Annotated in this window: 24 protein-coding genes; 16 read left to right on the top strand and 8 right to left on the bottom strand. The window is 64.8% G+C overall.

The window, feature by feature from the left end:
* Positions 1-63 precede the first annotated feature (63 nt).
* The 4 genes from NJH59_RS09405 to NJH59_RS09420 all read left to right on the top strand — a co-directional run bounded on the left by NJH59_RS09405 (position 64) and on the right by NJH59_RS09420 (position 4,685).
* Positions 64-699 carry an RluA family pseudouridine synthase gene (locus NJH59_RS09405; protein ID WP_054914663.1) on the top strand — a complete coding sequence of 212 codons (636 nt, stop codon included), beginning with the start codon at positions 64-66 and terminating at the stop codon, positions 697-699.
* Between the two features lie 145 nt (positions 700-844).
* On the top strand, positions 845-2,134 hold the full coding sequence (locus NJH59_RS09410; RefSeq protein ID WP_054914664.1) for a M18 family aminopeptidase: 1,290 nt from the start codon (positions 845-847) through the stop codon (positions 2,132-2,134).
* 170 nt (positions 2,135-2,304) lie between these two features.
* Positions 2,305-2,469, top strand: coding sequence for a hypothetical protein (locus NJH59_RS09415; RefSeq protein ID WP_167400231.1), 165 nt, complete (start codon positions 2,305-2,307; stop codon positions 2,467-2,469).
* A gap of 47 nt (positions 2,470-2,516) precedes the next feature.
* Positions 2,517-4,685, top strand: coding sequence for a mechanosensitive ion channel domain-containing protein (locus tag NJH59_RS09420; RefSeq protein WP_054914665.1), 2,169 nt, complete (start codon positions 2,517-2,519; stop codon positions 4,683-4,685).
* On the opposite strand, the gene NJH59_RS09425 is transcribed toward NJH59_RS09420, so the two are convergent.
* Positions 4,682-5,395, bottom strand: coding sequence for a UTRA domain-containing protein (locus tag NJH59_RS09425; protein ID WP_043859984.1), 714 nt, complete (start codon positions 5,393-5,395; stop codon positions 4,682-4,684). The genes NJH59_RS09420 and NJH59_RS09425 overlap by 4 nt on opposite strands.
* A gap of 346 nt (positions 5,396-5,741) precedes the next feature.
* On the opposite strand from NJH59_RS09425, the gene NJH59_RS09430 reads away from it, so the two are divergent.
* The 6 genes from NJH59_RS09430 to NJH59_RS09455 all read left to right on the top strand — a co-directional run bounded on the left by NJH59_RS09430 (position 5,742) and on the right by NJH59_RS09455 (position 10,984).
* The gene (locus NJH59_RS09430; RefSeq protein ID WP_253086711.1) at positions 5,742-6,806 is read left to right on the top strand and encodes an ABC transporter substrate-binding protein; all 1,065 of its coding nucleotides are present in this window, start codon (positions 5,742-5,744) and stop codon (positions 6,804-6,806) included.
* Between the two features lie 79 nt (positions 6,807-6,885).
* Positions 6,886-7,692, top strand: coding sequence for an alkaline phosphatase family protein (locus NJH59_RS09435; RefSeq protein ID WP_104572067.1), 807 nt, complete (start codon positions 6,886-6,888; stop codon positions 7,690-7,692).
* Entirely contained in the window at positions 7,671-8,531 is an 861-nt protein-coding gene (locus NJH59_RS09440; protein WP_177332933.1) for an ABC transporter permease subunit, read from the top strand. The genes NJH59_RS09435 and NJH59_RS09440 overlap by 22 nt, the downstream gene beginning before the upstream one ends.
* Positions 8,518-9,315 (top strand): ABC transporter permease, encoded by a 798-nt coding sequence (locus NJH59_RS09445; RefSeq protein ID WP_054914667.1) that lies wholly within the window; start codon positions 8,518-8,520, stop codon positions 9,313-9,315. Before NJH59_RS09440 ends, NJH59_RS09445 begins: the two co-directional genes overlap by 14 nt.
* A gap of 1 nt (position 9,316) precedes the next feature.
* Positions 9,317-10,306: an ABC transporter ATP-binding protein gene (locus NJH59_RS09450; protein ID WP_043859980.1), complete on the top strand. Its 990-nt coding sequence runs from the start codon at positions 9,317-9,319 to the stop codon at positions 10,304-10,306.
* A 24-nt stretch (positions 10,307-10,330) separates the two neighbouring features.
* On the top strand, positions 10,331-10,984 hold the full coding sequence (locus NJH59_RS09455) for an HAD family phosphatase (protein WP_043859979.1): 654 nt from the start codon (positions 10,331-10,333) through the stop codon (positions 10,982-10,984).
* Positions 10,985-11,043: 59 nt separating this feature from the next.
* On the opposite strand, the gene NJH59_RS09460 is transcribed toward NJH59_RS09455, so the two are convergent.
* A complete protein-coding gene (locus NJH59_RS09460) occupies positions 11,044-12,006 on the bottom strand; it encodes a zinc-binding dehydrogenase (RefSeq protein ID WP_253086712.1) in 963 nt (320 codons plus the stop codon).
* 139 nt (positions 12,007-12,145) lie between these two features.
* On the opposite strand from NJH59_RS09460, the gene NJH59_RS09465 reads away from it, so the two are divergent.
* Positions 12,146-14,227, top strand: coding sequence for a carboxy terminal-processing peptidase (locus NJH59_RS09465; protein WP_167400229.1), 2,082 nt, complete (start codon positions 12,146-12,148; stop codon positions 14,225-14,227).
* 123 nt (positions 14,228-14,350) lie between these two features.
* Positions 14,351-16,126 carry a GGDEF domain-containing protein gene (locus tag NJH59_RS09470; protein WP_054914669.1) on the top strand — a complete coding sequence of 592 codons (1,776 nt, stop codon included), beginning with the start codon at positions 14,351-14,353 and terminating at the stop codon, positions 16,124-16,126.
* Here NJH59_RS09470 and NJH59_RS09475 read toward each other — a convergent pair.
* From NJH59_RS09475 to pcaQ, 5 genes are all read right to left on the bottom strand, one after another.
* Complete coding sequence (locus tag NJH59_RS09475; RefSeq protein ID WP_043859975.1) at positions 16,108-16,476, bottom strand: hypothetical protein; 369 nt, start codon at positions 16,474-16,476, stop codon at positions 16,108-16,110. The two genes, NJH59_RS09470 and NJH59_RS09475, sit on opposite strands and share 19 nt — an antisense overlap.
* Positions 16,473-16,820, bottom strand: coding sequence for a helix-turn-helix transcriptional regulator (locus tag NJH59_RS09480; protein ID WP_058541022.1), 348 nt, complete (start codon positions 16,818-16,820; stop codon positions 16,473-16,475). Before NJH59_RS09480 ends, NJH59_RS09475 begins: the two co-directional genes overlap by 4 nt.
* A 99-nt stretch (positions 16,821-16,919) precedes the next feature.
* Positions 16,920-17,360, bottom strand: a complete 441-nt coding sequence (locus NJH59_RS09485) for a YkvA family protein (RefSeq protein WP_253086713.1) — start codon at positions 17,358-17,360, stop codon at positions 16,920-16,922.
* Positions 17,361-17,636: 276 nt separating this feature from the next.
* On the bottom strand, positions 17,637-18,359 hold the full coding sequence (locus tag NJH59_RS09490; protein WP_054914671.1) for an FKBP-type peptidyl-prolyl cis-trans isomerase: 723 nt from the start codon (positions 18,357-18,359) through the stop codon (positions 17,637-17,639).
* A gap of 188 nt (positions 18,360-18,547) precedes the next feature.
* Positions 18,548-19,480, bottom strand: a complete 933-nt coding sequence (gene pcaQ / locus NJH59_RS09495; protein ID WP_043859971.1) for a pca operon transcription factor PcaQ — start codon at positions 19,478-19,480, stop codon at positions 18,548-18,550.
* Positions 19,481-19,582: 102 nt separating this feature from the next.
* Between pcaQ and NJH59_RS09500 the strand changes: the two genes are divergently transcribed.
* The 4 genes from NJH59_RS09500 to NJH59_RS09515 all read left to right on the top strand — a co-directional run bounded on the left by NJH59_RS09500 (position 19,583) and on the right by NJH59_RS09515 (position 24,381).
* Positions 19,583-19,786 (top strand): ParD-like family protein, encoded by a 204-nt coding sequence (locus tag NJH59_RS09500; protein WP_043859970.1) that lies wholly within the window; start codon positions 19,583-19,585, stop codon positions 19,784-19,786.
* Positions 19,783-20,565 carry a type I methionyl aminopeptidase gene (gene map / locus NJH59_RS09505; RefSeq protein WP_043859969.1) on the top strand — a complete coding sequence of 261 codons (783 nt, stop codon included), beginning with the start codon at positions 19,783-19,785 and terminating at the stop codon, positions 20,563-20,565. The genes NJH59_RS09500 and map overlap by 4 nt, the downstream gene beginning before the upstream one ends.
* 415 nt (positions 20,566-20,980) lie before the next feature.
* Entirely contained in the window at positions 20,981-21,673 is a 693-nt protein-coding gene (locus NJH59_RS09510) for a DUF1266 domain-containing protein (protein WP_043860023.1), read from the top strand.
* Complete coding sequence (locus NJH59_RS09515; RefSeq protein ID WP_253086714.1) at positions 21,670-24,381, top strand: molecular chaperone DnaJ; 2,712 nt, start codon at positions 21,670-21,672, stop codon at positions 24,379-24,381. The genes NJH59_RS09510 and NJH59_RS09515 overlap by 4 nt, the downstream gene beginning before the upstream one ends.
* On the opposite strand, the gene NJH59_RS09520 is transcribed toward NJH59_RS09515, so the two are convergent.
* A complete protein-coding gene (locus NJH59_RS09520; protein WP_054914674.1) occupies positions 24,378-26,069 on the bottom strand; it encodes a molecular chaperone HscC in 1,692 nt (563 codons plus the stop codon). The two genes, NJH59_RS09515 and NJH59_RS09520, sit on opposite strands and share 4 nt — an antisense overlap.
* Between the last annotated feature and the right edge of the window lie 106 nt (positions 26,070-26,175).

Consider the following 26,175-nt stretch of genomic DNA (forward strand, 5'->3'; position numbering starts at 1 on the left):
GCCGGGCCCGGGCTCATACAGCCCGGGCCCGGCCGCCGCCGTGGCGTTTGCAGAGAACACGCAATGCCGCTGTCCAACGTTCACATCCTTCACCAGGATGCCGCCATCCTGGTGGTCAACAAGCCGACCCTGCTGCTGTCCGTGCCGGGGCGCGCCGACGACAACAAGGATTGCCTGATCACCCGCCTGCAGGAAAACGGCTACCCCGACGCCCTGATCGTGCACCGTCTGGATTGGGAAACCTCGGGGATCATCCTGCTGGCGCGCGACGCCGACAGCCACCGCGAGCTGTCGCGCCAGTTCCATGACCGTGAAACCGAGAAGGCCTACACCGCACTGTGCTGGGGCCAGCCTGCGCTGGACAGCGGCAGCATCGACCTGCCGTTGCGCTACGACCCGCCCACCAAGCCACGGCACGTGGTGGACCACGAGCAGGGCAAGCATGCGCTGACCTTCTGGCGCATCGTCGAGCGCTGTGGCGATCATTGCCGGGTGGAGCTCACGCCGATTACCGGGCGTTCGCACCAGTTGCGCGTGCACATGCTGTCGATCGGGCATCCGCTGCTGGGGGATCGACTGTACGCCTACCCCGAGGCCCTGGCGGCGCATGAGCGGTTGTGTCTGCATGCCAGCATGCTGAGCTTCACCCACCCGGTGAGCGGCGAGCGACTGCGCTTCGAGTGCCCGGCGCCGTTCTGATACACCGCGGCGCGGCCATCGCGGGTCAGCCCGCTCCCACAACGATCACCCTGAACGCTGTGGGAGCGGGCTTGCCCCGCGATAGGGCCCACGCAAATCCGTGATCAATACGTTAAACTCGCGCCACTGCTGTCTGGAGTGACCTATGCGCGATGCACTGAACCAAGGCCTGATCGACTTTCTCAAGGCCTCCCCCACGCCGTTCCACGCCACCGCCAGCCTGTCGCAGCGCCTCGAGGCCGCCGGCTACCAGCGCCTGGACGAACGTGACAGCTGGGCCACCACGCCCGGCGGACGCTACTACCTGACCCGCAACGACTCCTCGATCATCGCCATCAAGCTCGGCCGCCATTCGCCGCTGCTCGACGGCATTCGCCTGGTCGGCGCCCACACCGACAGCCCCTGCCTGCGCGTCAAGCCACAGCCCGAACTGCAGCGCCAGGGCTTCTGGCAGCTGGGCGTGGAAGTCTACGGTGGCGCCCTGCTGGCCCCCTGGTTCGACCGCGACTTGTCGCTGGCCGGGCGCGTGACCTTCCGCCGCGACGGCAAGGTCGAAAGCCAGCTGATCGACTTCAAGCAGCCCATCGCGGTGATCCCCAACCTGGCGATCCACCTCAACCGCAGCGCCAACGAAGGCTGGGCGATCAACCCGCAGACCGAGCTGCCACCGATCCTGGCCCAGGTGGCCGGTGACGAGCGCGTCGACTTTCGCGCCCTGCTCACCGAGCAACTGGCCCGCGAACATGGCCTGAACGCCGACGTGGTGCTGGACTACGAGTTGAGTTTCTACGACACCCAGGACGCCGCCGTGGTCGGCCTGCATGGCGACTTCATCGCCGGCGCGCGGCTGGACAACCTGCTGTCGTGCTACGCCGGCCTGCAGGCCCTGCTGGCCGCCGACAGCGACGAGACCTGTGTACTGGTGTGCAACGACCACGAAGAGGTCGGCTCCAGCTCCGCCTGCGGCGCCGACGGCCCGATGCTGGAACAGACCCTGCGCCGCCTGCTGCCCGACGGTGACGATTTCGTCCGGGCCATCCAGCGCTCGCTGCTGGTGTCGGCCGACAATGCCCACGGCGTGCACCCCAACTACGCCGACCGGCACGACGGCAACCACGGGCCCAAGCTCAACGCCGGCCCGGTGATCAAGGTCAACAACAACCAGCGCTACGCCACCAACAGCGAAACCGCCGGTTTCTTCCGCCACCTGTGCATGGCCGAGGAAGTGCCGGTGCAGAGCTTCGTGGTGCGCAGCGACATGGGCTGCGGCTCGACCATCGGCCCGATCACCGCCAGCCACCTGGGTGTGCGCACGGTGGACATCGGCCTGCCGACGTTTGCCATGCACTCGATCCGCGAGCTGTGCGGCAGCCAGGACCTGGCGCACCTGGTCAAGGTGCTGACCGCGTTCTACCTGAGCCGCGATCTGCCCTGACCTGACAGGCCTGCGCCCACAGCACTGCGGTGATCGCCAAACAGGCGCCGTACCTGTGGGCGCTGGCTTGCCAGCGAAGAGGCCACGACTGACCCCCATCAACCCGCGCGCAAACATTTGGCGCTATGCTTGCCCATCATTACACCTCCTACAGCATAAGGACCTTGCGCATGTCCGAGTTTCAAACGATGTTCCTCCCGGTGATCGCCGGGTTGATCCTGCTCACCGTCGGCTTCAGCATGCGCGAGCGCAACAGCGGGGTGCTGATGATGTGGATCGGCATGCTGGGCATCCTGGGCATCATGGTGTGGAAGATCCTCGAGAAACTCACCTGACAAATGCTCTACACTCGGGCGATTGAGTGTTCGAGGTTGATCGTCCGGTGCCTGCCTTCCTGCGTTTCCTGTCCCTGCTGCTGATTCTGTTCCTGCCCCTGGGCCACGCACACGCGGCCGGCCTTCCGGGCCTGCTTGGCGGTTCGAGCAAACCCCAGCCCGAGGCGACTGAACCCCTCGCGCAATCGCTCGACGATGTCATCAAGAACCTCGAGAACGACCAGCAACGCAGCAAGCTGCTGGCCGACCTGAAGAAGCTGCGCGACGCCACCAGGCAAGCCCAGCCCAGTGCCGAGCAAGGTGTGCTGGGCCTGATCGGCACCACCTTCAACGAACTGGAAAAGCAGTTCAGCGGCGAGGCCAGCCCGTTCAACCGCTGGAGCCGCGAACTGGAACTGGCCCAGATCGAGCTCAGTGCGCGGGTGGTGCCGGTGCATGAATGGCCGACGATCCTGTTCGGTTTCGCCGCCATCATCGCGCTCTGGAGCCTGCTGGCCTACGCGCTGAACTGGGTCAGCCACCAGGTACGCCTGCGCTTCGGCCTCACCGAAGAGCTGCCGCAACACCCGCGCACCTGGGATCTGGTGCGCTTCGCCCTGCGCAAGCTCGGGCCTTGGCTGGTGGCGCTGATCATCACCGTGTACCTGAGCTTTGCCCTGCCCTCTTCGCTGGGCAAGTCGATGGCCATGGTACTGGCCTACGCTCTGGTGGTCGGCACCTGCTTCTCGGCCATCTGCGTGATCGCCTTCTCGCTGCTCGATGGGCCGCACCGACACCGCGCCCTGTACATCCTGCGCCACCGCGCGTTCCGTCCGCTGTGGCTGATCGGCAGCTTTGCCGCCTTCGGCGAGGCGATGAACGACCCACGCATGGCCGCCGCCCTGGGCGACCACCTGGCGCACACCCTGGCGACCCTGGCCAACATTCTGGCGGCGCTGTCCACCGGGCTGTTCATCCTGCGCTTTCGCCGCCCCATCGCGCACCTCATTCGCAACCAGCCGCTGTCTCGGCGCCTGACGCGCCGCGCCCTGAGCGACACCATCGAGATCCTCGGCACCTTCTGGTACCTGCCGGCCCTGGTGCTGGTGGGCATTTCGCTGTTCGCCACGTTCGTGTCCGCCGGCGACACCAGCACGGCCCTGCGCCAGTCGCTGATGTGCACGGTGCTGGTGGTGATGTGCATGGTGGTCAACGGCCTGGTGCGCCGCCATGCGCTCAAGCCGCAGCGGGCCAACCGGCGCCAGGCGGTCTACGCCGAACGTCTCAAGAGCTTTGGCTACACCCTGGTGCACCTGCTCATCTGGCTGGTGTTCATCGAGCTGGGCCTGCGTGTATGGGGCTTCTCGCTGATCGGTTTCACCGAGGGCGAAGGCCACGAGGTCGCGGTGCGCGTGTTCGGCCTGGCCGGTACGCTGATCGCCGCCTGGCTGGTGTGGATCCTCAGCGACACCGCCGTGCACCACGCACTGACCCGCTCGCGCAAGGGCCTGGCCAATGCCCGTGCGCAAACCATGATGCCGCTGATCCGCAACGTGCTGTTCGTGGCCATCTTCATCATCGCGGTGATCGTGGCCCTGGCCAACATGGGCATGAACGTCACGCCGCTGCTGGCCGGTGCCGGTGTGATCGGCCTGGCCATCGGCTTTGGTGCGCAATCGCTGGTAGCCGACCTGATCACCGGCCTGTTCATCATCATCGAGGACTCCCTGGCCATCGATGATTATGTGGATGTCGGCGGCCACCTGGGGACCGTCGAAGGCCTGACCATCCGTACCGTGCGCCTGCGCGACATCGACGGCATCGTGCACACCATCCCGTTCAGCGAGATCAAGAGCATCAAGAACTACTCGCGCGAATTCGGCTACGCGATCTTTCGCATCGCCATCCCCTACAACATGAGCATCGACAAGGCCATCGGCCTGGTTCGCGACGTGGGCCAGAAGATGCGCAGCGATCCGCTGCAACGGCGCAATATCTGGTCGCCGCTGGAGTTCCAGGGGGTGGAGAGCTTCGAGTCCGGCTCGGCGGTGCTGCGCGCGCGCTTCAAGACCGCGCCGATCAAGCAATGGGAGGTGTCGCGGGCATTCAACCTGGCGCTCAAGCGCCAGCTCGACGAAGCCGGGCTGGACCTGGCTACCCCGCGTCTTTCGGTGCAGGTGGTGACCGCCGGCGGTGGCCCCGCGCAGGACACCGCCCCCGCCGACAGCAACGCCTAGCCCGCCTCGGCCACGATGCGAATCGCATCGTGGCGCCAGTACTCCAGGTCGCAGTCGATCAGCCGCCCGTGCTGGTCGCTGTTGACCCGGGTGATATGCAGGCCGGCACTGCCGGCCGACACCTTCAGCGCCATCGCCGCCGCTACCGGCAACGCGGTGGGCAGCGTCTCGAAACGCACCCGGCCATAGGCGATGCCGTAGTGCAGCGCGTACAGCTCGGTCAGCGACTGGCTCAGGTCGAAATCCAGAATCCCGGCAAAGTACTCGGGGTTGAGGTAGTGCTCGGCGTAGAGCACCGCGCGCCCATCGATACGCCGCAGGCGGCAGATCTGGATCACGCTGGACAGCGCCGGCAATTGCAGGCGCGCACAGATCGCCGCCGGCGCCGGCTGCAGCCGGGCCGACAACAGCTCGGTGGCCGGCTGTCGGCCCTGGTCGCGCACCATGGCATGGAAGTGGCTGCGCTCGATCAGGTCATAGCTCAGGCGCTGGGGCGCCACGAACCAGCCACGGCGTTCCTCGCGGTAGATCAGCCCGCAGGCCTCCAGTTGCACCAGCGCCTCGCGCAGGGTGATGCGCGTGGTATCGAACACCTCGCTGAGCTTGCGTTCGGCCGGCAACTTGCAGCCGGGCGCCAGCAGGCCATGCTCGATCTGCTCTTGCAGGGCATTGCATATGGCTGTTACTGCACGCGTGGGCAGTCGATGCATCAAGGGTTACCTATCTGGACTAGTCCAGCCTGGTGCGTGTGCCAGAACGGCGCAGCGACGATGGCCGGGCGGAGTAACCAAAGCCTAGGCAATCCACATGAACGGCACATGACAGTGCGCCGGACGGTCACGCACAGGCCCGGTCGAGCGCGGTCAAGGCGTTGCGGATCAAGCACTTGAAACTGGTCTACGCTCTATTTTCAGGGCCGCTGCACACACCTGGCGCGGCGCCTTCGACATCAAACTGTCATGCAACCGGCCTACCTTGGCTCGGGTATTGCTGACCTAGACCAACCGAATCGAAACCCTCTCAGCGTTTTGCACGGCACCCATCAAGGAGCTTCGGATGAAACAGCTTTTTCTGGCCTCACTGTTAGGCACCAGTATTGCCCTGTGCACCTCGGCCATGGCCGCGGACACCGACCTCAAGACCCTCGAGGACGCCGCCCGCAAGGAAGGCGTCGTCAACAGCGTCGGCATGCCCGATGCCTGGGCCAACTGGAAGGGCACCTGGGCGGACCTGGCAAGCAAGTACGGCCTCAAGCACATGGACACCGACATGAGCTCGGCCCAGGAAGTGGCCAAGTTCGATGCCGAGAAAGACAACGCCAGCGCCGATATCGGCGACGTCGGCGCCGCCTTCGGCCCCATTGCGCTGGCCAAGGGCGTGACCCAGCCGTACAAGCCCAGCACCTGGGAGCAGATACCGACCTGGGCCAAGGACCAGGACGGACACTGGGCACTGGCCTATACCGGCACCATCGCCTTCATCATCAACAAGCAGCTGGTCAAGGAAGAAGACATTCCCAAGACCTGGCACGACCTGGAGAAGGGCAAGTACAAGGTCGCCATCGGTGACGTCGGCACCGCTGCCCAGGCGGCCAACGGCGTACTGGCTGCAGCCATTGCCTACAAGGGCGACGAGTCCAACATCGAGCCGGGCCTGCAACTGTTCACCAAGCTGGCCCAGCAGAAGCGCCTGTCGCTGGCCAACCCGACCATCCAGACCCTTGAGAAGGGCGAGATCGAGGTCGGCGTGGTGTGGGACTTCAACGGCCTGAGCTACCGCGAGCAGATCGACCCGAAACGCTTCGAGGTGCTGATCCCGTCCGACGGCTCGGTGATGTCCGGCTACACCACCATCATCAACAAGTACGCCAAGCATCCGAACGCCGCCAAGCTGACCCGTGAATACATCTTCAGCGATGCCGGGCAGACCAACCTGGCCATCGGCCATGCGCGGCCGATTCGTGCCGAGCACCTGAAGCTGCCGGCGGACGTGCAGGCCAAGCTGCTGCCCAACGAGCAGTACGCGCCGGCGCAGCCGATCAAGGATGCAGCGGCATGGGAAGCCACCTCCAAGGCCCTGCCGCAGAAGTGGCAGGAGCAGGTCATCATCGAGATGGAGTGAAACCATCGCGGGTCAGGCCCACTCCCACAAGGAGCGGGCTTGACCCGCGATGTGGTCATCGCTGTCACCGGAGCCACCCATGAACCACAACGTCATCCTCGTCATCCTCGACGGCCTCAACCACCAGGTGGCCCACCACGCCATGGGCCACCTGCATGCCTATGTAGAAGCAGACCGCGCCGCCCTGTACCGCCTGGAATGCGAACTGCCGGCACTGTCGCGACCACTCTACGAATGCATCCTCACCGGTGTGCCGCCGATCGACAGCGGCATCGTGCACAACAACGTCACGCGCCTGTCCACCCAACGCAGCATTTTCCACTACGCCCGCGACGCCGGACTGAGCACCGCCGCCGCGGCCTACCACTGGGTCAGCGAGCTGTACAACCGCTCCCCTTTCGAACCGCTGCGTGACCGCCACACCCATGCGCCGAAACTGCCGATCCAGCATGGCCTGTTCTACTACGCCGACCACTACCCCGACTCGCACCTGTTCGCCGACGCCGAGTACCTGCGGCGCAAGCACGCACCGAACTTCCTGCTGGTGCATCCGATGAACATCGACGATGCCGGGCACAAGCATGGCCTGGACAGCAGCCAGTACCGCAACAGCGCACGCAGCGCCGATATCCTGCTGGCCGACTACCTCAGCACCTGGCTGCAGGACGGCTACCAGGTGCTGATCACCGCCGACCACGGCATGAACAACGACCGCTCGCACAACGGCGTGTTGCCCGAGGAGCGCGAAGTGCCGCTGTTCGTGTTCGGCGATGCGTTCAGCCTCGACCCGGCCGCCAAGCCCCTGCAGACCGAACTGTGCGGCACCGTATGCGAACTGCTCGGCATCCCCCACGACAAGCCGGTATGCCGGGAGCTGCTCTCGTGAACTCGATCACCCGTGGCAAATGGCTGGCGCTGTTGTGCCTGCTGCCCTTCGCGGTATTTTTCATCATCTTCCAGATCGCCCCGCTGACCTGGGTGGCCGTGCACAGCCTGCAGGCCGAAAGCGGCTGGGGCCTGGACAATTTCAGCAAGGTGCTGGGCTCGAAGTTCTACCGCCAGGCCATCCAGCACAGCCTGGAGATCAGCTTCTGGTCGAGTCTGTTCGGCATCCTGATCGCCATCCTGGGCAGCTATTCGCTGCGCAAGGTGGACTCGCGCCTGCGCGACTTCGTCAACGCCTTCGCCAACATGACCAGCAACTTCTCCGGCGTGCCGCTGGCCTTCGCCTTCATCATCCTGCTCGGCTTCAACGGCGCGCTGACCCTGCTGCTCAAGCAGGCCGGGATCATCGAGGACTTCAACCTCTACTCCAAGACCGGGCTGATCATCCTCTATACCTACTTCCAGATCCCGCTGGGCGTACTGCTGCTGTACCCGGCGTTCGACGCCCTGCGCGAAGACTGGCGCGAATCGGCCGCCCTGCTGGGCGCCAGCGCCTGGGATTACTGGCGCCTGATCGGCCTGCCGGTGCTGACCCCGGCGCTGCTGGGCACCTTCGTGATCCTGCTGGCCAACGCACTGGGCGCCTACGCCACGGTGTACGCGCTGACCACCGGCAACTTCAACGTGCTGCCGATCCGCATCGCCGCGCTGGTGTCCGGCGACATCTCGCTGGACCCGAACCTGGCCAGCGCGCTGGCGATGATCCTGGTGGGGCTGATGACCCTGGTCACGCTGGTGCACCAGTGGCTGTTGAAGAGGAGCTACCATGTCTCGCGCTGAATCGGGCCCGGCCGGGCTCTACCACCGCGTGGTGGTGTACGTGCTGTTCGTGATCCTGCTGCTGCCGCTGGCCGGCACCCTGCTCTACTCGTTGTCCACCAGCTGGTCGGCGAGCCTGCTGCCCAGCGGGCTGACCTTCAAGTGGTACCTGGCGCTATGGAGCGAGCCGCGTTTTCTGGCCGCCTTCGGCCAGTCGCTGCTGGTGTGCGTGGGCGCGCTGGTACTGTCGGTGCTGCTGATCCTGCCGCTGCTGTTCGTGGTGCACTACCACTTCCCCAGGCTCGACGCACTGATGAACATCCTCATCCTGCTGCCCTTCGCGGTGCCGCCGGTGGTGTCGTCGGTGGGGCTGCTGCAGCTGTATGGCTCGGGGCCGATGGCGATGGTCGGCACGCCGTGGATTTTGATCGGCTGCTATTTCACCGTGGCCCTGCCCTTCATGTACCGCGCCATCACCAACAACCTGCAGGCGATCAACCTGCGCGACCTGATGGATGCCGCCCAGTTGCTGGGGGCCAACACCTGGCAGGCCGCGTTTCTGGTGGTGCTGCCCAACCTGCGCAAGGGCCTGATGGTGGCGCTGCTGCTGTCGTTCTCGTTCCTGTTCGGCGAGTTCGTGTTTGCCAACCTGCTGGTGGGCACCCGCTACGAGACGCTGCAGGTGTACCTGAACAACATGCGCAACAGCAGCGGGCACTTCAACAGCGCGCTGGTGATTTCCTATTTCCTCTTCGTGCTGGTGCTGACCTGGGCAGCCAACCGCCTGAACAAGGACAAGACCTGAAATGAGCTTCGTCAGCATCCAGAACCTGCAAAAAAGCTACGGCGCCAGCGCGGTGTTCAACGACATCAACTGCGAGATCGGCCGCGGTGAGTTCGTCACCCTGCTCGGCCCCTCCGGCTGCGGCAAGTCCACCCTGCTGCGCTGCATCGCCGGCCTGACCGCTGTAGACAGCGGCAGGATCCTGCTCGACGGGCAGGACCTTGTACCGCAGAGCCCGCAAAAGCGCGGCATCGGCATGGTGTTCCAGAGCTACGCGCTGTTCCCCAACATGAGCGTGGAACAGAACGTCGCCTTCGGCCTGCGCATGCAGAAGATCAAGGGCCAAGACAGCCGCCCACGGGTACTCGAGGCGCTGCGCATGGTCGAGTTGCAGGACTTTGCCAGCCGCTACCCGCACCAGCTCTCCGGCGGCCAGTGCCAGCGCGTGGCCCTGGCCCGCTCGCTGGTGACCCGCCCGCGCCTGTTGCTGCTGGACGAGCCGCTGTCGGCGCTGGATGCACGCATCCGCAAGCACCTGCGCGAACAGATCCGCCAGATCCAGCGCGAGCTGGGCCTGACCACCATCTTCGTCACCCATGACCAGGAAGAGGCGCTGACCATGTCCGACCGCATCTTCCTGATGAACCAGGGCCGCATCGTGCAGAGCGGCGATGCCGAATCGCTGTACACCGCACCCGTGGATGCCTTCGCGGCCGGCTTCATCGGCAACTACAACCTGCTCGATGCCCAGAGTGCCAGCCGCCTGCTGCAACGTACGGTGAACAGCCGCCTGGCAATCCGCCCCGAAGCCATCGCGCTGAGCCTGGAAGGCGAACGCGAAGGCCTGGTGCGCAGTCACAGCCTGCTGGGCAACGTGATCCGCTACCGCATCGAAGCGCGTGGTGTGGAGCTGGTGGTGGATGTGCTCAATCGTTCAGCCGCCGATCTGCATGCGGACGGCGAGCGGGTATCCTTGTCCATCGATCCCACCGCCCTCTGCGAAGTTGCCTGAGGGCCGAACAGGAGTTTTGTTGTTATGGCTTTAGCGATTTTCGATCTGGATGAAACCCTGATCCACGGCGACTGCGCCTCGCTGTGGAGCGAGCAGATGGTGCGCCTGGGCTGGGTGGACGGTGAGTCGTTCCTGCGCAGGGACCGTGAGCTGATGGAGGCCTACGGCAAGGGGCACCTGGCGATGGAAGACTACATGGCGTTCAGCCTGGAGCCGCTGATCGGGCGCACACCAGAGGAAGTCGATCATCTGGTCGAGCCGTGGGTGGAAGACTTCATCGAGCCGATCATCTTCAGTGAGGCCACCCGCACCATTGCCGAGCACCGCAAGGCGGGGGATCGAATTCTGGTGATCTCGGCCTCGGGTGTGCATCTGGTGGGACCGATTGCCGCGCGCCTGGGGATCGACGAGTACCTGGGCATCGAGCTGGAAGTGGAAAAAGGGTTCTACACCGGCAAGACCGTGGGCACCCTGACCTACCGCGAAGGCAAGATCACCCGCTTGCTGGAGTGGCTGGACCAGCAGGAAGAGAACCTGGAAGGCGCAAGCTTCTATTCCGATTCGCGCAATGACCTGCCGTTGCTGCTGAAGGTTGACCACCCGTATGTGGTGAACCCGGACCCGGTGCTGCGCGAGCATGCCGAGAAGAATGGCTGGCCGATTCTGGCCTGGGCCTGAAAAAAGTTCGCCGGCAAGGTCGGCTCCTGCAGGAGTCGGCCTTGCCGGCGAACAGGGCCCTATACCAGGCTGTCGTCGATCACCAGCACCAACTTGCCCGATACCTGGTTGCCCGCCAGTTCGGCATACGCCGCCTCGGCGTCCTTCACCGCATAGCTGCCTACCAGTTGCGGCTTCAAGCGCCCTTCGGCGAACAGCGGCCACACCTGTTGGCCCAGGTCACTGAGCAGGTCGGCCTTGAACTGGTCATCGCGATTGCGCAGGGTCGAGCCGGTCACCTGCACCCGCTTGGCCAGTACCTGGGCCAGGTCCAGCTCGGCCTTGCGCCCGCCCATCAGGCCGATGATCACGCAGCGCCCGTCTCGGGCCAGCAGCTTGAGGTTGAGCGCCGCATAGTTGGCCCCCACCGGGTCCAGGATCACATCGAACGGGGCGAAGTCGTTCAGCGCCTCTATATCGTCACCGCGCACCACGCCACCGCTGGCGCCCAGCGCCTGACAATAGGCCAGCCGCTCGGCCGAGCCCACGCTGACCCAGCTGGGGCTGCCGAAGGCCTTGCACAGCTGGATGGCCGCCGACCCCACGCCGCTGGCGCCGGCGTGCAGCAACACTTTCTCGCCCGGCTTGAGGCCGCCCAGCTGGAACAGGTTGAGCCAGGCCGTGGCGTATACCTCCGGGATCGCAGCCGCCTGCTGCAGGCTCAGGCCCTCGGGCACCGGCAGCACGTGGCGCGCGTCGACCACCACCTCTTCGGCCATGCCGCCACCGGCCAGCAGTGCGCATACCCGGTCGCCCACCTGCCAGGACACCCCGGCTCCCACTTCGCTGATCACCCCGGCACATTCCAGGCCCAGGAACTCGCTGGCGCCCGGTGGCGGCGGGTACAATCCGGCACGCTGCAACAGGTCGGCGCGATTGAGCCCGGCCGCTGCCACGCGGATGCGTACTTGACCTACATCGCAAGTTGGACTTGTCGTCTCAACCCACTCCACATGTCCGTCAACGCCTTGCAATGCCTTCACAGTGCCTCCATAGTTGAGTCATGACTGAGCCTGGCTGCCTTGGCACCAGGCTTTTTGCATTATGCGTCCGGCTCCATGGAACCGGCGAATTCAAAGACGGCCTAATATGCGTGATCAATTGCCCCTACGTCGAATCAGCATGAAGCATCTCCTGCCCAGCACTGCCCTCGCCCTGATGATCGGCCTTGGCAGCTTGCCGCTGGCCGGCGCCGCTTCGGCCGCCAACAGTTGGGACAAGTTGCAACCAGACCGCGATGAAGTGGTCGCCAGCCTGAACGTGGTCGAGTTGCTCAAGCGCCACCACTACAGCAAGCCGCCACTAAATGATGCGCGCTCGGTCATCATCTACGACAGTTACATCAAACTGCTCGATCCCTCGCGCAGTTACTTCATGGCCAGCGATATTGCCGAGTTCGACAAGTGGAAGACGCAGTTCGACGACTTCCTCAAGAGCGGCAACCTGGACCCGGGCTTCACCATCTACAAACGTTATCTGGATCGCGTGAAATCGCGCCTGGACTTCGCCCTGGCCGAGCTGAACAAGGGCGTCGACAAGATCGACTTCACCACCCAGGAAACCCTGCTGGTCGACCGCAAGGACGCTCCGTGGCTGCAGAACCAGGCCGAGCTCGACGACCTGTGGCGCAAACGCGTCAAGGACGAGGTGCTGCGCCTGAAGATCGCCGGCAAGGAACCCAAGGCCATCCAGGAACTGCTGACCAAGCGCTACAAGAACCAGCTCGCGCGCCTGGACCAGACCCGCGCCGAAGATATCTTCCAGGCCTACATCAACACCTTCGCCCAGTCGTACGACCCGCACACCAACTACCTGTCGCCGGACAACGCCGAGAACTTCGACATCAACATGAGCCTGTCGCTCGAAGGTATCGGCGCGGTGCTGCAAAGCGACAACGACCAGGTCAAGATCGTGCGCCTGGTGCCGGCTGGCCCTGCCGCCAAGACCAAGCAGGTGGCCCCGGCCGACAAGATCATCGGCGTTGCCCAGGGCGACAAGGAAATGGTCGACGTGATCGGCTGGCGCCTGGACGAAGTGGTCAAGCTGATCCGCGGCCCGAAGGGCTCCGTGGTGCGCCTGGAGGTCATCCCGGCCAGCAACGCGCCTAACGACCAGACCAGCAAGATCGTCTCGATCACCCGCGAAGCGGTCAAGCTTGAAGAACAGGCCGCCAAGAAGTCGGTGCTCAAGCTCAAGCAGGACGGACGCGACTACAAGCTGGGCATCATCGAGATCCCGGCCTTCTACCTCGACTTCAAGGCGTTCCGCGCCGGGGATCCGGAGTACAAGTCCACCACCCGTGACGTGAAGAAACTGCTCACCGAACTGCAGAAGGAAAAGGTCGACGGCGTGGTCATCGACCTGCGCAACAACGGCGGCGGCTCCCTGCAGGAAGCCACCGAGCTGACCAGCCTGTTCATCGACAAGGGCCCCACCGTGCTGGTACGCAACGCCGACGGCCGTGTCGACGTGCTCGAAGACGAAAACACCGGTGCCTTCTACAAGGGCCCGCTGGCGCTGCTGGTCAATCGCCTGTCGGCCTCGGCCTCGGAGATTTTCGCCGGCGCCATGCAGGACTACCACCGTGCCCTGATCATCGGTGGCCAGACCTTCGGCAAAGGCACCGTGCAGACCATCCAGCCGCTCAACCACGGCGAGCTCAAGCTGACCCTGGCCAAGTTCTACCGGGTTTCCGGGCAGAGCACCCAGCACCAGGGCGTGTTGCCGGACATCGACTACCCGTCGATCATCGACACCAAGGAGATCGGCGAGAGCGCCCTGCCTGAAGCCATGCCGTGGGACACCATCCGCCCGGCCATCAAGCCGGCCGTCGACCCGTTCAAGCCGTTCCTTGCGCAACTCAAGGCACGCCACGAAAACCGCAGCGCCAAGGACCCGGAGTTCGTCTACATTCGCGATCGCCTGGCCCTGACCCAGCAGTTGATGAACGAGAAGACCGTCAGCCTCAACGAGGTGGAACGCCGCGCTCGCCATGCCGACATCGAAGGCAAGCAGCTGGCGCTGGAAAACATCCGGCGCAAGGCCAAGGGCGAAGAGCCGCTCAAGGAACTGAAGAAGGAAGACGAAGACGCCCTGCCGGTCGAGCCGGATGACACCAAGCCGGAAGATGACGCGTACCTCGCCGAAACCGGGCGCATCCTGCTGGACTACCTGGGGCTGAATTCCTCGGTGGCCAAGCACTGAAACGATAATGGCAAAATAATGTGACGGTGCCCATTTCGGGTCATCAAACAGTCATCATTCTGTCGTGAAATAAGGGACTGGGCGCCGATGGCCCCAGTCCCTTTTTTTCAAGGTAGCCCTGCCATGACCGTGACCGAACAGCTCAGCGCGTTGAGCTCCATCCTGGCTCAAAGCGGCTTGCACAGCCTGTTCCAACCCATCGTCTGCCTGTCCGAGCGGCGCATCCTCGGTTATGAAGCCCTCAGCCGCGGCCCGTCCAACAGCCCGCTGCACTCCCCCATCAACCTGTTCGCCGTGGCCCGCCATGCCGGCCGCCTGACCGAACTGGAGGTGGCCTGCCGCGAAAGCGCGTGCCGGCGTTTCAGCCAGCAGCAACTGGAAGGCAAGCTGTTCCTCAACGTGTCGCCCGAGTCGTTGCTCGAGCCGCAATACCAGTCCGGGCGCACGCTCAAGCTGCTGCAGAGCCTGGGCATCCCACCCAGCCGGGTGGTCATCGAGTTGACCGAACAAACCCCCACCGACGACTTCCAGCTGCTGTTCAACGCCCTGCACCACTACCGCGACATGGGCTTTTCGATCGCCCTGGACGACCTGGGCGCCGGCTATTCCAGCCTGCGCCTGTGGTCGGAACTGCGCCCGGACTACGTCAAGATCGACCGGCATTTCATCGACGGCATTCACCAGGATGCGGTCAAGCGTGAGTTCGTCGGCTCGATCCTGCAGATCGCCAAGGCGTCGCGGGCCAAGGTGATTGCCGAGGGCATCGAGCTGGCCGAGGAGCTGGCGGTGCTCACCGAGATGGGGGTCGACCTGGTACAGGGCTACCTGCTGTGCCGGCCGCAGGAACAACCGCCCCGCGACGCTACCGCCATGCTGCCGTCAGCGACGCACAGTGGCGCGGTGGTGCTGGGTGAGGACGGCCGCGATCTGAGTGCGCTGCTCAACGAGCAACCGGCCGTGAGCGGTGATACGGCGACCCTGGAGGTACTGGCGCTGTTTCGCCGCCAGGCCAACCTCAACTCGCTGGCTGTGCTCGACCATGCCCAGCGCCCCTGCGGCATCGTGCACCGCCATTCGCTGTCCGACGCGCTGCTCAAGCCGTTCGCCACCGACCTGTATGCGCGCAAGCCGATCAGCCGGCTGATGAACGAGGACTTTCTGGCGGTGGAGCTCAACCAGTCGCTGCAGAAGGTCAGCCGCCTGCTGACCAGCCGCGCGCGCCAGCGCATCGAGGAAGACTTCATCATTACCCAGAACGGTCGCTACCTGGGCCTGGGGCGGGTGATCGACGTGCTCAAGCTGATCACCGAACAGAAGCTGCAGCAGGCCCGCTATGCCAACCCGCTGACCCTGTTGCCGGGCAACGTGCCGATCCAGCAATGCCTGACCCGCTTGCTGCAGCAACAGCGCGAGGCGGCGATCTGTTATGTGGACATCGACAGCTTCAAGCCCTTCAACGACATCTATGGCTATGCCAAGGGCGACGAAGTGCTGTTGAGCCTGGCCCAGTGCCTGAGCGAACGGGTCGACCCCAGCCGGGACTTCGTCGGCCATATCGGTGGCGACGACTTCATGCTGGTACTGGGTTCGAAGGATTGGGAGCAGCGCCTGAACGTGCTGCTGGACGACTTTCAGAATGCCTGTCGGCGCTTCTACCGCACCGAGCACCTGGAGGCCGGGTGCTTCATCGCGCACAACCGCCTGGGCCAGCGCCAGGAATTCCCGTTGCTGTCACTCTCGATCGGTGTGGTGCAACTGCATGCGCATACCTGCGCGCAACTGGATGCCGGCCAACTGGCCGACCTCGCCTCCCAGGCCAAGCACCATGCCAAGGATGTGCCCGGGCACAGCCTGTACCTGATCGATACGGCGCTGGCGCCTCAGGCCTGTTCGGGATAGCTGTACTCGAACACCCGTACCACTTCCGAGGCATGCCAGGATGCTGCGGCCATGCCGTCCGATGGCCCGGAAAACCGCCCCAGGCGCTCGACGCATTCGAAAAAGCCGGTACGTGGCAAACGGCTGGCCCCCTGGCTGATCACCAGCGAGCTGCGCAGTGGCTGCTCGGCGCGTGCATCGATCACCGCCAGGTACTCAAGCGCGGCGGTCAGGGTCTGCATCGCCGGGCTTGGCAGCTCCAGGCGTTCGAGCAAGGCGCGGTAGGTCAGCAGGTGGCGTTGCCGGCGTGCCACGTCCAGCTCGCCCAGCAGCCCCTCCCATTGCTGACGGCTGATCCGCACGCCGCTCACGACGGCTCGCTCCAGCCTGCCACGCCCAGCTCCCAGGCCAGGCTGCGGCGGATCGCGGCATCCGGCTCGCGCTCACCGCTTTCAATCAGCGCCAGGTACACCGGACTGATGCCCACCTTGCGCGCCAGCTGCTCGGCAGCCAGGCCCTTGGCCTCACGCAAGGCGGCCAGCTCGCCCAACGCGGGCAGGCTGGCCGGCGTGGGTGCAGCGGCGCTGGCGTTGACGCCTGCCGGCTGCGCCGTGGCAGCCGGTTGACCTGCTGCCTTCAACAACGCTTGATAGTGCTCCCAGGGCACGACCGCGTACTCGGGTTGACCGTCTCGGCTGATAACCTGAATACCCATTACAACCCCCTTGTAAGAACCTGCGCATGTAATCGCTCGGTATAGCGCTTATGCCAAATATAGTACCAGCCGGCGCAGTATTGCAGGGTGTAACCGGATTTAGCGCTTTCCCTGCTCCAGGCGCAACGCTTCTGGGGTGTCGGGCAGGCGCTCGACCACGCGCAGTTTCTCGGGAGACTGACGATTGCGCCAGGCGCGAAAAGCCCCCAGCTCGCTGTCGAACGTCTTCAGCACCCAGGCCAGTACGGCGAGATCGTCGAGCAGGCCGATGCCGGGCAGCCAGTCCGGGATCGCGTCCAGCGGGCTGACAAAGTACAGCAGGCCGGCGACGATGGTCAGTAGCGCCCTTGAGCTGATGGCACGGTACTCGCCACGCCACCACGCCACGCACAGCGCCTGCAGCAGGCGTACGTCATCCTTGAGCTTGCCCAGGCTCGGGCCCTTGCGCGCCACGGCGAAGATCAGCGCTGGCAGGCGCCCCCGGCTCAACAGGCGCTCGGCCAGCGGCAGGAAACGGGCAAAATTCCAGGGTGCTTTCATACCACCTCCAACGGCAGGGCCGGGAAGGTTATCCACAGTATTTGTGGATAACCTTGTGAACAGAGGCCATTTTCAGGCTCGGCGTGCCCGCCAGGCAAGGGCCTGGGTCAAATCGGGCGTTTTTTACACACCTGTTTCATTACGCGGTCACTTTGCGAAAGCCGTCACAGTTGCGCACGCCACCAAGGTGTGACGTCAGATCGCTCCCACGGTTCAGCACGATCCATAAACGACAACGCCCCGTCGAGACGGGGCGTTGTGCACACAGCGGGACGCTTACTTCTCAGCAGCGTCTTCTGCTGCCTTGGCCGGGTCCTTGATGGCGATCAGTTCCAGATCGAACACCAGTACCGAGTTGGCCGGGATCATCGGGCTAGGGCTCTGTGCGCCATAGGCCAGGTCAGCCGGAATGAACAGCTTGACCTTCTCGCCCACGTGCATCAGTTGCAGGCCTTCGACCCAACCCGGAATCACGCCGCTGACCGGCAGGTCGATCGGGCTGCCGCGCTCGACGGAGCTGTCGAACACCTTGCCGTCGATCAGCTTGCCTTCGTAGTGAACAGTGACCACGTCGGTAGGCTTGGGCTGGGCGCCTTCGGCCTTCTTCACGATCTGGTACTGCAGGCCCGACGCGGTGGTGACCACGCCGTCCTTCTTGCCGTTTTCTTCAAGGAACTTCTTGCCGGCGGCGGCCGACTCTTCGCTCATCTTGACCAGGCGTTCTTCAGCACGCTTCTGCAGCGCGGCGAAGGCTTCGACCAGGTCTTCGTCCTTGATCTTCTGTTCCTTCTTGCCGACAGCGTCCTCGATGCCCTGGGCCACGGCCTTGGAGTCGAGATCGTCCATGCCTTCCTGTGCCAGGCTCTTGCCCATGTTCAGGCCGATACCGTAGGAAGCTTTCTGTGCCGGGGTCTTCAGCTCGACGCTGGTCTGCGAATCGCAACCCGCCAGTACCAGGCTAACCAGGGCAACCGCAGCCGCCAACCGATGCTGTTTCATGCTATTTCCTTGTTCATGCGCCAAAAGGGCAATCGAGTAAAGCCGCGAGCTTATCAGGCGGCCACGACCAATGGCTACCGGCATGAGAGCGACAAAAGGTCGAGAAGTTCAGCCAGGTGAAGGCTTCTTCATGCAGCCGATAAGCCAGTGGCCAGTATTGCAGCCAACGCCCCGGATCTGGATGAAATCTACGGGTAGTGTCCTTCGCGGTACTGCCCCGCCACTTCGCGCAGCACCTGGCACAACCACTGGGCCGGCAGGGCCTGTGGCAGCGCGGCATTGCTGCAGATACCCACCGAGCCACCGGGTTCGCGCACGCCCAGGTCGAGCTCGCACAGCTCGCCACGCTGCAGGTCGACCCGCACCGCATCACGCGGGGCCACCCACACCGCATCGCTGCCCAGCACATAGCGCCGGCTCAGTGCCGGGGAAAGCGTTTCCAGACGTTGCTGCGGTTGTTCGATGGCGCATTGCACGAACAGGCTGTCGGCATGCTTGCGAATGGTGGTGCCGGCCAGGGGCAGTACCAGCGGGTACTGGCCCACCTGGTTGCGCTCGATCGGGCTGCGTGCCAGCAACGGGTGGCCGGGGCGCACCACCAGCGACATCGACTCGCTGTACAGGTGCTCGAACAGCAGGCCCTGGATCTGCGGGCTGTCGGTCATGCGCCCGATCACCAGGTCCAGCTCCCCCACATGCAGCTGCGCCAGCAGGTGCGCACTGGGGCCGGTGGCAACGCTGACCACCAGGGCCGGGTGGCGCTGGTGCAGGCGGCAGATCACTTCGGGAATGAGCAGGCTTTCGACGGTCGAGAGCACGCCGATCTTCACCTGCGGCGGCGCGTGTTCCTCGCCGCGCAGGGTACTCACCCCTTCGCGCAGGGCCTGTACGCACGGGCCGGCGTAGCGCATGAAGCGCACCCCGGCCGCAGTCAGCTCGACACCCTGCTTGCCGCGCTCGAACAATCGCGTCTGCAGCAGTTCTTCGAGCTCCTTGAGGGTCTTGGAAATCGCCGGCTGGCTGATGGCCACGGCGTCGGCGGCCTTGGCGAAACTGCCTTGACGGGCGATTTCGAGAAAGCACAGCAGGTGGCGGAACTTGATGCGGGTATCGAGGTTCATGGCCGGAGTTTATCGCAACCGCAGCCCCTTTGCGGCGCCGGCCTCGAACAACACGCCGGCTATATGCTATATATACGTTTCGTATACAGAGTGAGTATTAAAATGGGTATCGTCAAGATCGATGACGCGCTGCATGAAGACCTGCGCATTGCCAGCGGCGCGGTGTCGCGCTCGATCAACGCGCAGGCCGAGTACTGGATTCGCATCGGCATGCTGGCCGAGCTCAACCCGCACATGACCTACCAGGAACTGTTGCGCCAGTTGCTGCGCCAGGAGCAGGCCAGCCTCAGGGAGCTGATTGCATGAGCGAGGTGATCCTGAAGAACCCGCAGCAACTGGCCTTGATGCGTACCGCCGGGCAATTGCTGACGCGGGTGTTCGAGCACCTGGACGGCTTTGTCGCGCCAGGGGTCAGCACCTTGCAGATCAACGACCGTGCCGAGGCGTACATCGTCGATGTGCTCAAGGCGCGTCCGGCCAGCAAGGGGCAGTACGGGTTCAAGTATTCGCTCAACACCTCGGTCGACCATGTGGTGTGCCACGGCGTGCCAAGTGCCGACGAGGTGCTGAAGGCGGGGTCGATCATCAATGTGGACATCACCCTGGAACAGGGTGGTTACATTGCCGACTCGTCGAAGATGTATGCGGTGGGCGCCATTGCCGACGAGGCGCGGCAATTGGTCGATACCACCTATGCCGCGTTGTGGGCGGGCATTCGCCAGGTGCGGCCCGGGGCCACGCTGGGTGATGTGGGGCATGCGATACAGCGGCTTGCCGAGGGCGCGGGTTACAACGTGGTGCGTGAGTACTGCGGGCACGGCATCGGCAGGCAGATGCACGAGGCGCCGCAGGTGCTGCACTACGGACACCGCAACAGCGGGCTGGTGCTCAAGCCGGGCATGGTGTTCACCATCGAGCCGATGATCAACCAGGGGGGGCGTGGGGTGCGTACGCTCAAGGACGGGTGGACGGTGATCACCCGGGACCGCAGCCTGTCGGCACAGTGGGAGCATACGGTGGCAGTGACGGCGCAGGGGGTCGAGGTGTTGACCTTGCGTGAGGAAGAGCGGGGCATGGTCGGGTGACCGGCTCACCATCGCACTGCTGATCGGGCTTTTGATGTTCCGGTTCTTCAGGGGGGCTTGAATCGCCGCCCGTGCCGGATAATCTCTCGGCCCCCTTCCCGGGGAGCGATGGTTGCTCGATTTTCGAGCTTATCCAGCATGGACAGAGACGCCGAAGGCCCCTTCCGTTCTTACAGCGGCTTACTTTTTTCTTGGAAAAAGTAAGCAAAACCGCTCCGTCCAGCATCCGGCCTCCTGAAGGACGGAAAGATCAAAAGCAAAGCAACAGCAACAGCAAGAGCAAGAAAACCAGCACCGGTAGACACCACTGCCGAAAAAATCTGGATCCAATTGCCCCACCCGCCCCGCCTCTCTACAATCCGCGCCATTACGGTCGACCCCGCCCATTCCCCGTCGACCCCGGAGCCTTCTATTCATGGAAGAGATTGAACAGCACTGGCTGTACGCCCTTTCTGCACCCATGGCCGCCCTCAACGGCGCCAGCCTCACCTCCCCCCGCTATTTCGAAGCCGAAGGGGACCTGGACCTGAAAAAATGGTGGGGCATCAACAACCGCCGCGAGCTGCTCGACATGCTGCGCATGGCCGACACCGGCCACGCCGAAAAACTCAACGACGCCTACTGGCAATACCCTCGCCGCCAACCCAGCCAATGGCAGGCACTGCTTGACGAGCTGGGCCCGCGCGAGCGCGCCAACTATGAATTTGCTGCACGCACCTATGCCGATTGCGGCTTCGGCGGCACCCGCGCCTGGGACCTGGGCCGCATGGGCTACCTGCTGCGCGCCGGTGTGTTCGAGAACCTGATCACCGAGCCCGAAAGCCTCTGGCTGCACAGCCGCCTGGCCCTGCGCGCACGCCACTTCTACAACAGCTGGGACACCTACATCGCCGGCTACATGTTCGGCAAATCGCTATGGAACTGCTCCAGCCATGACGACGACGTCTACCCCTACCGTATCGACCGCCAGGGCGCCGAGCACTGGAACCGCTGCATCATCATGAACATGCTCAAGCGCGGCAAGGCACTGTTCGCCAGCCTGCCCTGGGACCTGCCGCTGGACTACCCGCCCCGGCCCGATTCGCTCGAGGAGGGCACCTGGTCATGAGTTGCTGGATAAAGCTGGGCATCGAGCCCACCAAGGACCAGGACGTCATCCGCGGCGCCTACCGCGCCCGCCTGCCGGAGTTTCACCCCGAAACCGACCCGCAGGGCTTCCAACTGCTGCGCCAGGCCTACGAGCATGCGCTCAAGCTCGCCACCCGCACGGATGACGATGACGAAGACGACGAGGACGCCGGCGAAGAACAGGCCTACGCAGAACGCCCGCCGCGCCCGCCCCGCGTGCACCCGGTCATCGCCACCTTCGCCCGCATGCTCGCCGACCCGGCCCGGCGCTACAACGTCGATGCCTGGCAGGACTACTTGCGTGAGCTCGACCAGTTGCCCCTCGAAGAACTCGAGGACGTCAGCTGGGAGCTGCTGTGGCGCCTGGAAGAAGCCGGCCAGCTGTCCAATGCCTGCGTGCAGGTGCTGGCCAAGCGCCTGGCCTGGGACAAGCAGTTGCTGCGCCTGGGCTTCGAAGAGGCGCAGGAAGTCGAGACGCTGCTGGCTCGCTTCGCCGCCCCCGACCCGTTCGACATGCGCCTGATGAACGACTGGTCTACGGCCGCGCAGTTGGAAACCCTGTGGTACCTGCGCAGCCTGGACCACCTCTACAACAACCGCCCGCTGTTCGAACTGGCCGCCTTCGCCCGGGAACACACCGTGGTCGCCCTGCCCCCGGACGCCGCACTGGTCGAACGCCTGCTGCTGCAGATCGGCCAGGCCGGGGTGGCCAGCCCGAGCCTGTACGCGCTGTGCGTCGAACGCCAGGCGCTACAACCCGACGATGTCGACACGCTGTACCAACTGGCCTGCCAGGCCAGCCTGCTGGGCAAGGAAGAAGAAGCGCTGTCGTGCTGGAGCCGCCTGTGGCTGGAATTCCGCCACCCGGTGGCCGCCCGCGAGCTGCTGGACCTGTGCACCGCGCACCAGCCGCAACGCCTGCCGCTGATGATCCAGGCCTTCGACCGCCTGGCACCGGTACGCACCTGGCCCGACGACCTGAGCGAAGACGAACAGACCCTGGGCAGCCCCGCGCAGCGCCCGGAAACCCTGACGCGCTGGTTCCAGGCCGCGCGCCTGGAACTGGACGGCATCGCCGGGCAGTTCGTCGACTGGCGGGCCACCGATGAGCGTGAGCTGGAACTGCTCGCCAGCCTGATCGACGAACACCCGGACCCGGCCCTGCAGCGTCTGTACCGTCACGCCTGGGCCCTGCACTGCGGCGACGCCGCGCTGCTGCAACAGGTACTCGACGAACCGAAAAGCAGCCACCTGATCGATGAACTGATCCTCGACGGCTTGCGCTACCAGGCCCAACAGCAACTGGCCTGGCTGCAACAGGCGCCGATCCCGCTGGCGATCCAGGCGTTCCTGAACAGCAACTCGCCGCACCCACAACTGCCAGACGTGCTCAAGGACGGCGCCACCACCCTGTGCCGCGACTGGCTGCGCCGCCTGCGCGCCTACGACGGGCGCACCCTGGCCCGCCTGCACGAGACCTTCAGCCCGCGCGCCATGATGCCGGTACCGTTCGGCCTGGAGATGCAATGCGAGCTGGGCGCCGCAGGCGTGGTGCTGCCTCCCGCCCCGGCCGGCGCCGAGTTGTGGCACTGGCACCGCCAGGCACTGTTCATGCTGGCCCTGGCCCAGGCGCCACAACGCTGGCTGGCGCTGGTGACGCCGAGCATGCTCGACACCCTGCAGTGCCCACCCGGCCATCCGTTGGCAAAGGTCCATACCCTGCTGCTGAACCTGCTGCAGGAACAAGGCAACCTCGATGGGCTGCTGGGCTGGCTGGACAGCCGCGACCCGCTGCAAAAAGCCATTGCCGACAGCCTGCCCGCGCCGGACCAGGCCCTGAGCAGTGCGCGCCTGCCCAGCACGCTGGCGTTGCTGGCCAGCTACCAGAAGGACGAAGAGGCCTTCGCTGACGACCTGCTGGGCATGATGCTGTTCTGGGCGGTGCTCTACCACGACCCGGCACTGGATGCCGAACAGCACCGCGTGCTGCTGCGCACCATGGCCGACATCTCCAGTGAAGAGCCGTGGTTCGAAGCCTTTCGCAGCGGCTTGATCAAGGGCGAGCCGAGCCGGCCGCCGCGCGAGAAGCTCGATGCCTACGGCATGGACAGCGCGGTGTTCTACCAGGTCATGGATACGCTCAAGGGCCTGATCCGCTACGGCCGTGTCGGCGTACCGCGCCTCAAGGTGCTCAAGCAGCTGCAAAAGGCCAAGGATGACCCCAGCACCGGTATCGGCCTGCGCTTTGCGCTGACCGCGGTGTTGTCCTGGTGCGAGCGCCTGCTGCTGGCCCAGGCCGATCTTCAGCCAGTATCGCCCTGGGCCTTCTGGCGCTGGAACACGCGCCTGGGCCGTGGCGCATTCGTCGGCCAGCTGATGTTGTGGTTCTTCGTCACCCTGGTGCTTGCCATCACCTCCAGCGATGCGCCCGAGGCCATGGTCAAGATCGGCCTGGGCCTGGCCCTGCTGTTCGGCACCTGCCTGCGCCGGCTGCACGACATTGGCCACGGGATCGTGGTGATGATGCTGCTGGCTGCGCTGTCGGTAGCACTGCCGTTCCTGCCGCTGGTGCTGGTGGTGATGCCCGGCGACGTGCTGCCCAACCGCTGGGGCGTGTCGCCGGAGCATCATGACCCCGACGCCCTCAGCGGCGGGCTGCAGGCTGTGCTGCGGCGCCTGATCGGCTAGAGGTTGAGTGCGTCCAGCGCCTCGTTCAACTGCTGGCGCTGGCTGGCGATCAGGCTGGACTGCTGGGTGGCCAGCACCTGGCTGAAGTCGCTCAGCCAGGTGCCGATCTGCTCGCGCTCATCGCCCAGGCACTGCATCCAGGCGCGCTCCAGGCGCGCCGTCAGGGTGCGGTTGGGCAATGCATCGCGCGGGTGGATCTTCAGCCCGGCCAGGCGCTGATGGCTGTTCTGGCGCGCCTCTTCATCCAGCCCGGTGGGGCTGCGGTCGATGCTGTGGCTGTGGCGCTTGCCGGTGTCCACCAGGGTCACGTCGACTTCGAGCAGGCCGTTGATGTCGTAGCTGAAGCGGATGTCCAGTGACTGGATCTTGTCCATCGGGGTTAGCTCGACGACGAAGCTGTCGATGAAGATGTTGTCACGCACCCACGGCCGCTCACCCTGGTAGACCTCGACGTTGATGGTCTTCTGCTGCTCGTGGGAGGTGTAGAAGCGCTGCACCCGCGAGGTCGGTATCACCGTGTTGCGCTCGATGATCGGCGAGAATACCCCGCTGATGTTGGCGCCGCGGGTGGTCTCGATGCCCAGGGTGTAGGGGCATACGTCGGTCAGGATCAGCTCTTCGATGGCCGAGTCGCGGGCCTTGCAGGCCGCCTGGCTGGCAGCGCCCAGGGCGACGATGGTGTCGGGGTCGAGGTGGCGGTACGGCAGGCGGCCGAACAGCTTGGCCACCATCTGCTGCACCACCGGCATGCGCGTGGCACCGCCCACCAGCACCAGGCTGTCGAGGTCGCGCGGGCTCAGCCGCGCGTCGCGCAGGGCCTGCTCGATGGGCGCGCGCACCCGGCCCAGCAGCGGCTCCCAGATCGTCTGCGCGCCCAGCTCGTCCAGGGTCCACTCGCGGGGCTCTCCGGCACCCTTCCAGTAGACCGTCTGCGGGCCTTCGCCCAGCTTGCACTTGAGCAGTTCGATGCTGTCGTACAGGCTCGCCAGCGCCTGCGGTTCGACGCTGGACAGGGTCATGCCCCAGTCCTTCAGGCAGGCCTGCAGCAGCGCTTCGGTGAAGTCTTCGCCGCCAAGAAAGTTGTCGCCGGTGGAAGCATGCACCTCGATCAGCGGCAGGGCGTATTCGAGCACAGTGACGTCGAAGGTACCGCCCCCCAGGTCGAAGATCAGGGTGCGCTCGAATTTCTGCTCGTGCAGGCCGTAGGCCATGGCGGCGGCGGTCGGTTCGTTGATCAGGCGCTGCACCTTGAGGCCCGCCAGCTCGGCGGCGAACACGGTGCGCTTGCGCTGTTCATCGCTGAAATAGGCCGGCACCGAAATCACCGCCTCGTGCACCGCGCAGCCCAGAAAGGCCTCGGCGTCGTGCTTCAGCGAGCCCAGCACCAGGGCCGAGAGCTCTTCGGGGCTGAATGCCTGCCCGCCCAGCTCCAGTCGCTTTTCGCTGCCCATGAAACGCTTGAATGCCGCGACGCTGCGATCGGGGTGGGTGGTCAATCGCGAACGGGCGGCGCGCCCCACCAGGATGCTGCCGTCGTCATCGATACTGACCACCGAGGGGGTAAGCACCTCGCCAAGGGCATTCGGGATCAGTTGGGCACGGCCTTGCTGCCATACGGCGATCAGGCTGTTGGTGGTGCCCAGGTCAATGCCCAGCAAGGGCGCGGCGGCGGGGGTTGCATCCTGCATATGAGGTCTCTGGCAGTGGTCGTCATCGGCCAGCGGCCGGAGCTCGCCCGGCCTGCTGAAAGGCGCCCTACTTTAACTGAACCCCCCACCTCGACAAACAGCGAAT

Origin of the sequence: Pseudomonas sp. VE 267-6A, from assembly GCF_024126555.1 — a bacterium.
Classification (GTDB): Bacteria; Pseudomonadota; Gammaproteobacteria; order Pseudomonadales; family Pseudomonadaceae; genus Aquipseudomonas; species Aquipseudomonas palmensis.

Excerpts from the sequence above, each read along its gene's own strand:
- NJH59_RS09485 (WP_253086713.1), bottom strand. The coding sequence starts at position 17,360 with ATGAAAGCACCCTGGAATTTTGCCCGTTTCCTGCCGCTGGCCGAGCGC.
- NJH59_RS09500 (WP_043859970.1), top strand. The coding sequence starts at position 19,583 with ATGGGTATCGTCAAGATCGATGACGCGCTGCATGAAGACCTGCGCATT.
- NJH59_RS09510 (WP_043860023.1), top strand. The coding sequence starts at position 20,981 with ATGGAAGAGATTGAACAGCACTGGCTGTACGCCCTTTCTGCACCCATG.
- NJH59_RS09445 (WP_054914667.1), top strand. The coding sequence starts at position 8,518 with ATGTCTCGCGCTGAATCGGGCCCGGCCGGGCTCTACCACCGCGTGGTG.
- map (WP_043859969.1), top strand. The coding sequence starts at position 19,783 with ATGAGCGAGGTGATCCTGAAGAACCCGCAGCAACTGGCCTTGATGCGT.
- NJH59_RS09515 (WP_253086714.1), top strand. The coding sequence starts at position 21,670 with ATGAGTTGCTGGATAAAGCTGGGCATCGAGCCCACCAAGGACCAGGAC.
- NJH59_RS09520 (WP_054914674.1), bottom strand. The coding sequence starts at position 26,069 with ATGCAGGATGCAACCCCCGCCGCCGCGCCCTTGCTGGGCATTGACCTG.
- NJH59_RS09435 (WP_104572067.1), top strand. The coding sequence starts at position 6,886 with ATGAACCACAACGTCATCCTCGTCATCCTCGACGGCCTCAACCACCAG.
- NJH59_RS09440 (WP_177332933.1), top strand. The coding sequence starts at position 7,671 with ATGCCGGGAGCTGCTCTCGTGAACTCGATCACCCGTGGCAAATGGCTG.
- NJH59_RS09405 (WP_054914663.1), top strand. The coding sequence starts at position 64 with ATGCCGCTGTCCAACGTTCACATCCTTCACCAGGATGCCGCCATCCTG.
- NJH59_RS09450 (WP_043859980.1), top strand. The coding sequence starts at position 9,317 with ATGAGCTTCGTCAGCATCCAGAACCTGCAAAAAAGCTACGGCGCCAGC.
- NJH59_RS09425 (WP_043859984.1), bottom strand. The coding sequence starts at position 5,395 with ATGCATCGACTGCCCACGCGTGCAGTAACAGCCATATGCAATGCCCTG.
- NJH59_RS09455 (WP_043859979.1), top strand. The coding sequence starts at position 10,331 with ATGGCTTTAGCGATTTTCGATCTGGATGAAACCCTGATCCACGGCGAC.
- NJH59_RS09410 (WP_054914664.1), top strand. The coding sequence starts at position 845 with ATGCGCGATGCACTGAACCAAGGCCTGATCGACTTTCTCAAGGCCTCC.
- pcaQ (WP_043859971.1), bottom strand. The coding sequence starts at position 19,480 with ATGAACCTCGATACCCGCATCAAGTTCCGCCACCTGCTGTGCTTTCTC.
- NJH59_RS09490 (WP_054914671.1), bottom strand. The coding sequence starts at position 18,359 with ATGAAACAGCATCGGTTGGCGGCTGCGGTTGCCCTGGTTAGCCTGGTA.
- NJH59_RS09415 (WP_167400231.1), top strand. The coding sequence starts at position 2,305 with ATGTCCGAGTTTCAAACGATGTTCCTCCCGGTGATCGCCGGGTTGATC.
- NJH59_RS09465 (WP_167400229.1), top strand. The coding sequence starts at position 12,146 with ATGAAGCATCTCCTGCCCAGCACTGCCCTCGCCCTGATGATCGGCCTT.
- NJH59_RS09480 (WP_058541022.1), bottom strand. The coding sequence starts at position 16,820 with ATGGGTATTCAGGTTATCAGCCGAGACGGTCAACCCGAGTACGCGGTC.
- NJH59_RS09470 (WP_054914669.1), top strand. The coding sequence starts at position 14,351 with ATGACCGTGACCGAACAGCTCAGCGCGTTGAGCTCCATCCTGGCTCAA.
- NJH59_RS09430 (WP_253086711.1), top strand. The coding sequence starts at position 5,742 with ATGAAACAGCTTTTTCTGGCCTCACTGTTAGGCACCAGTATTGCCCTG.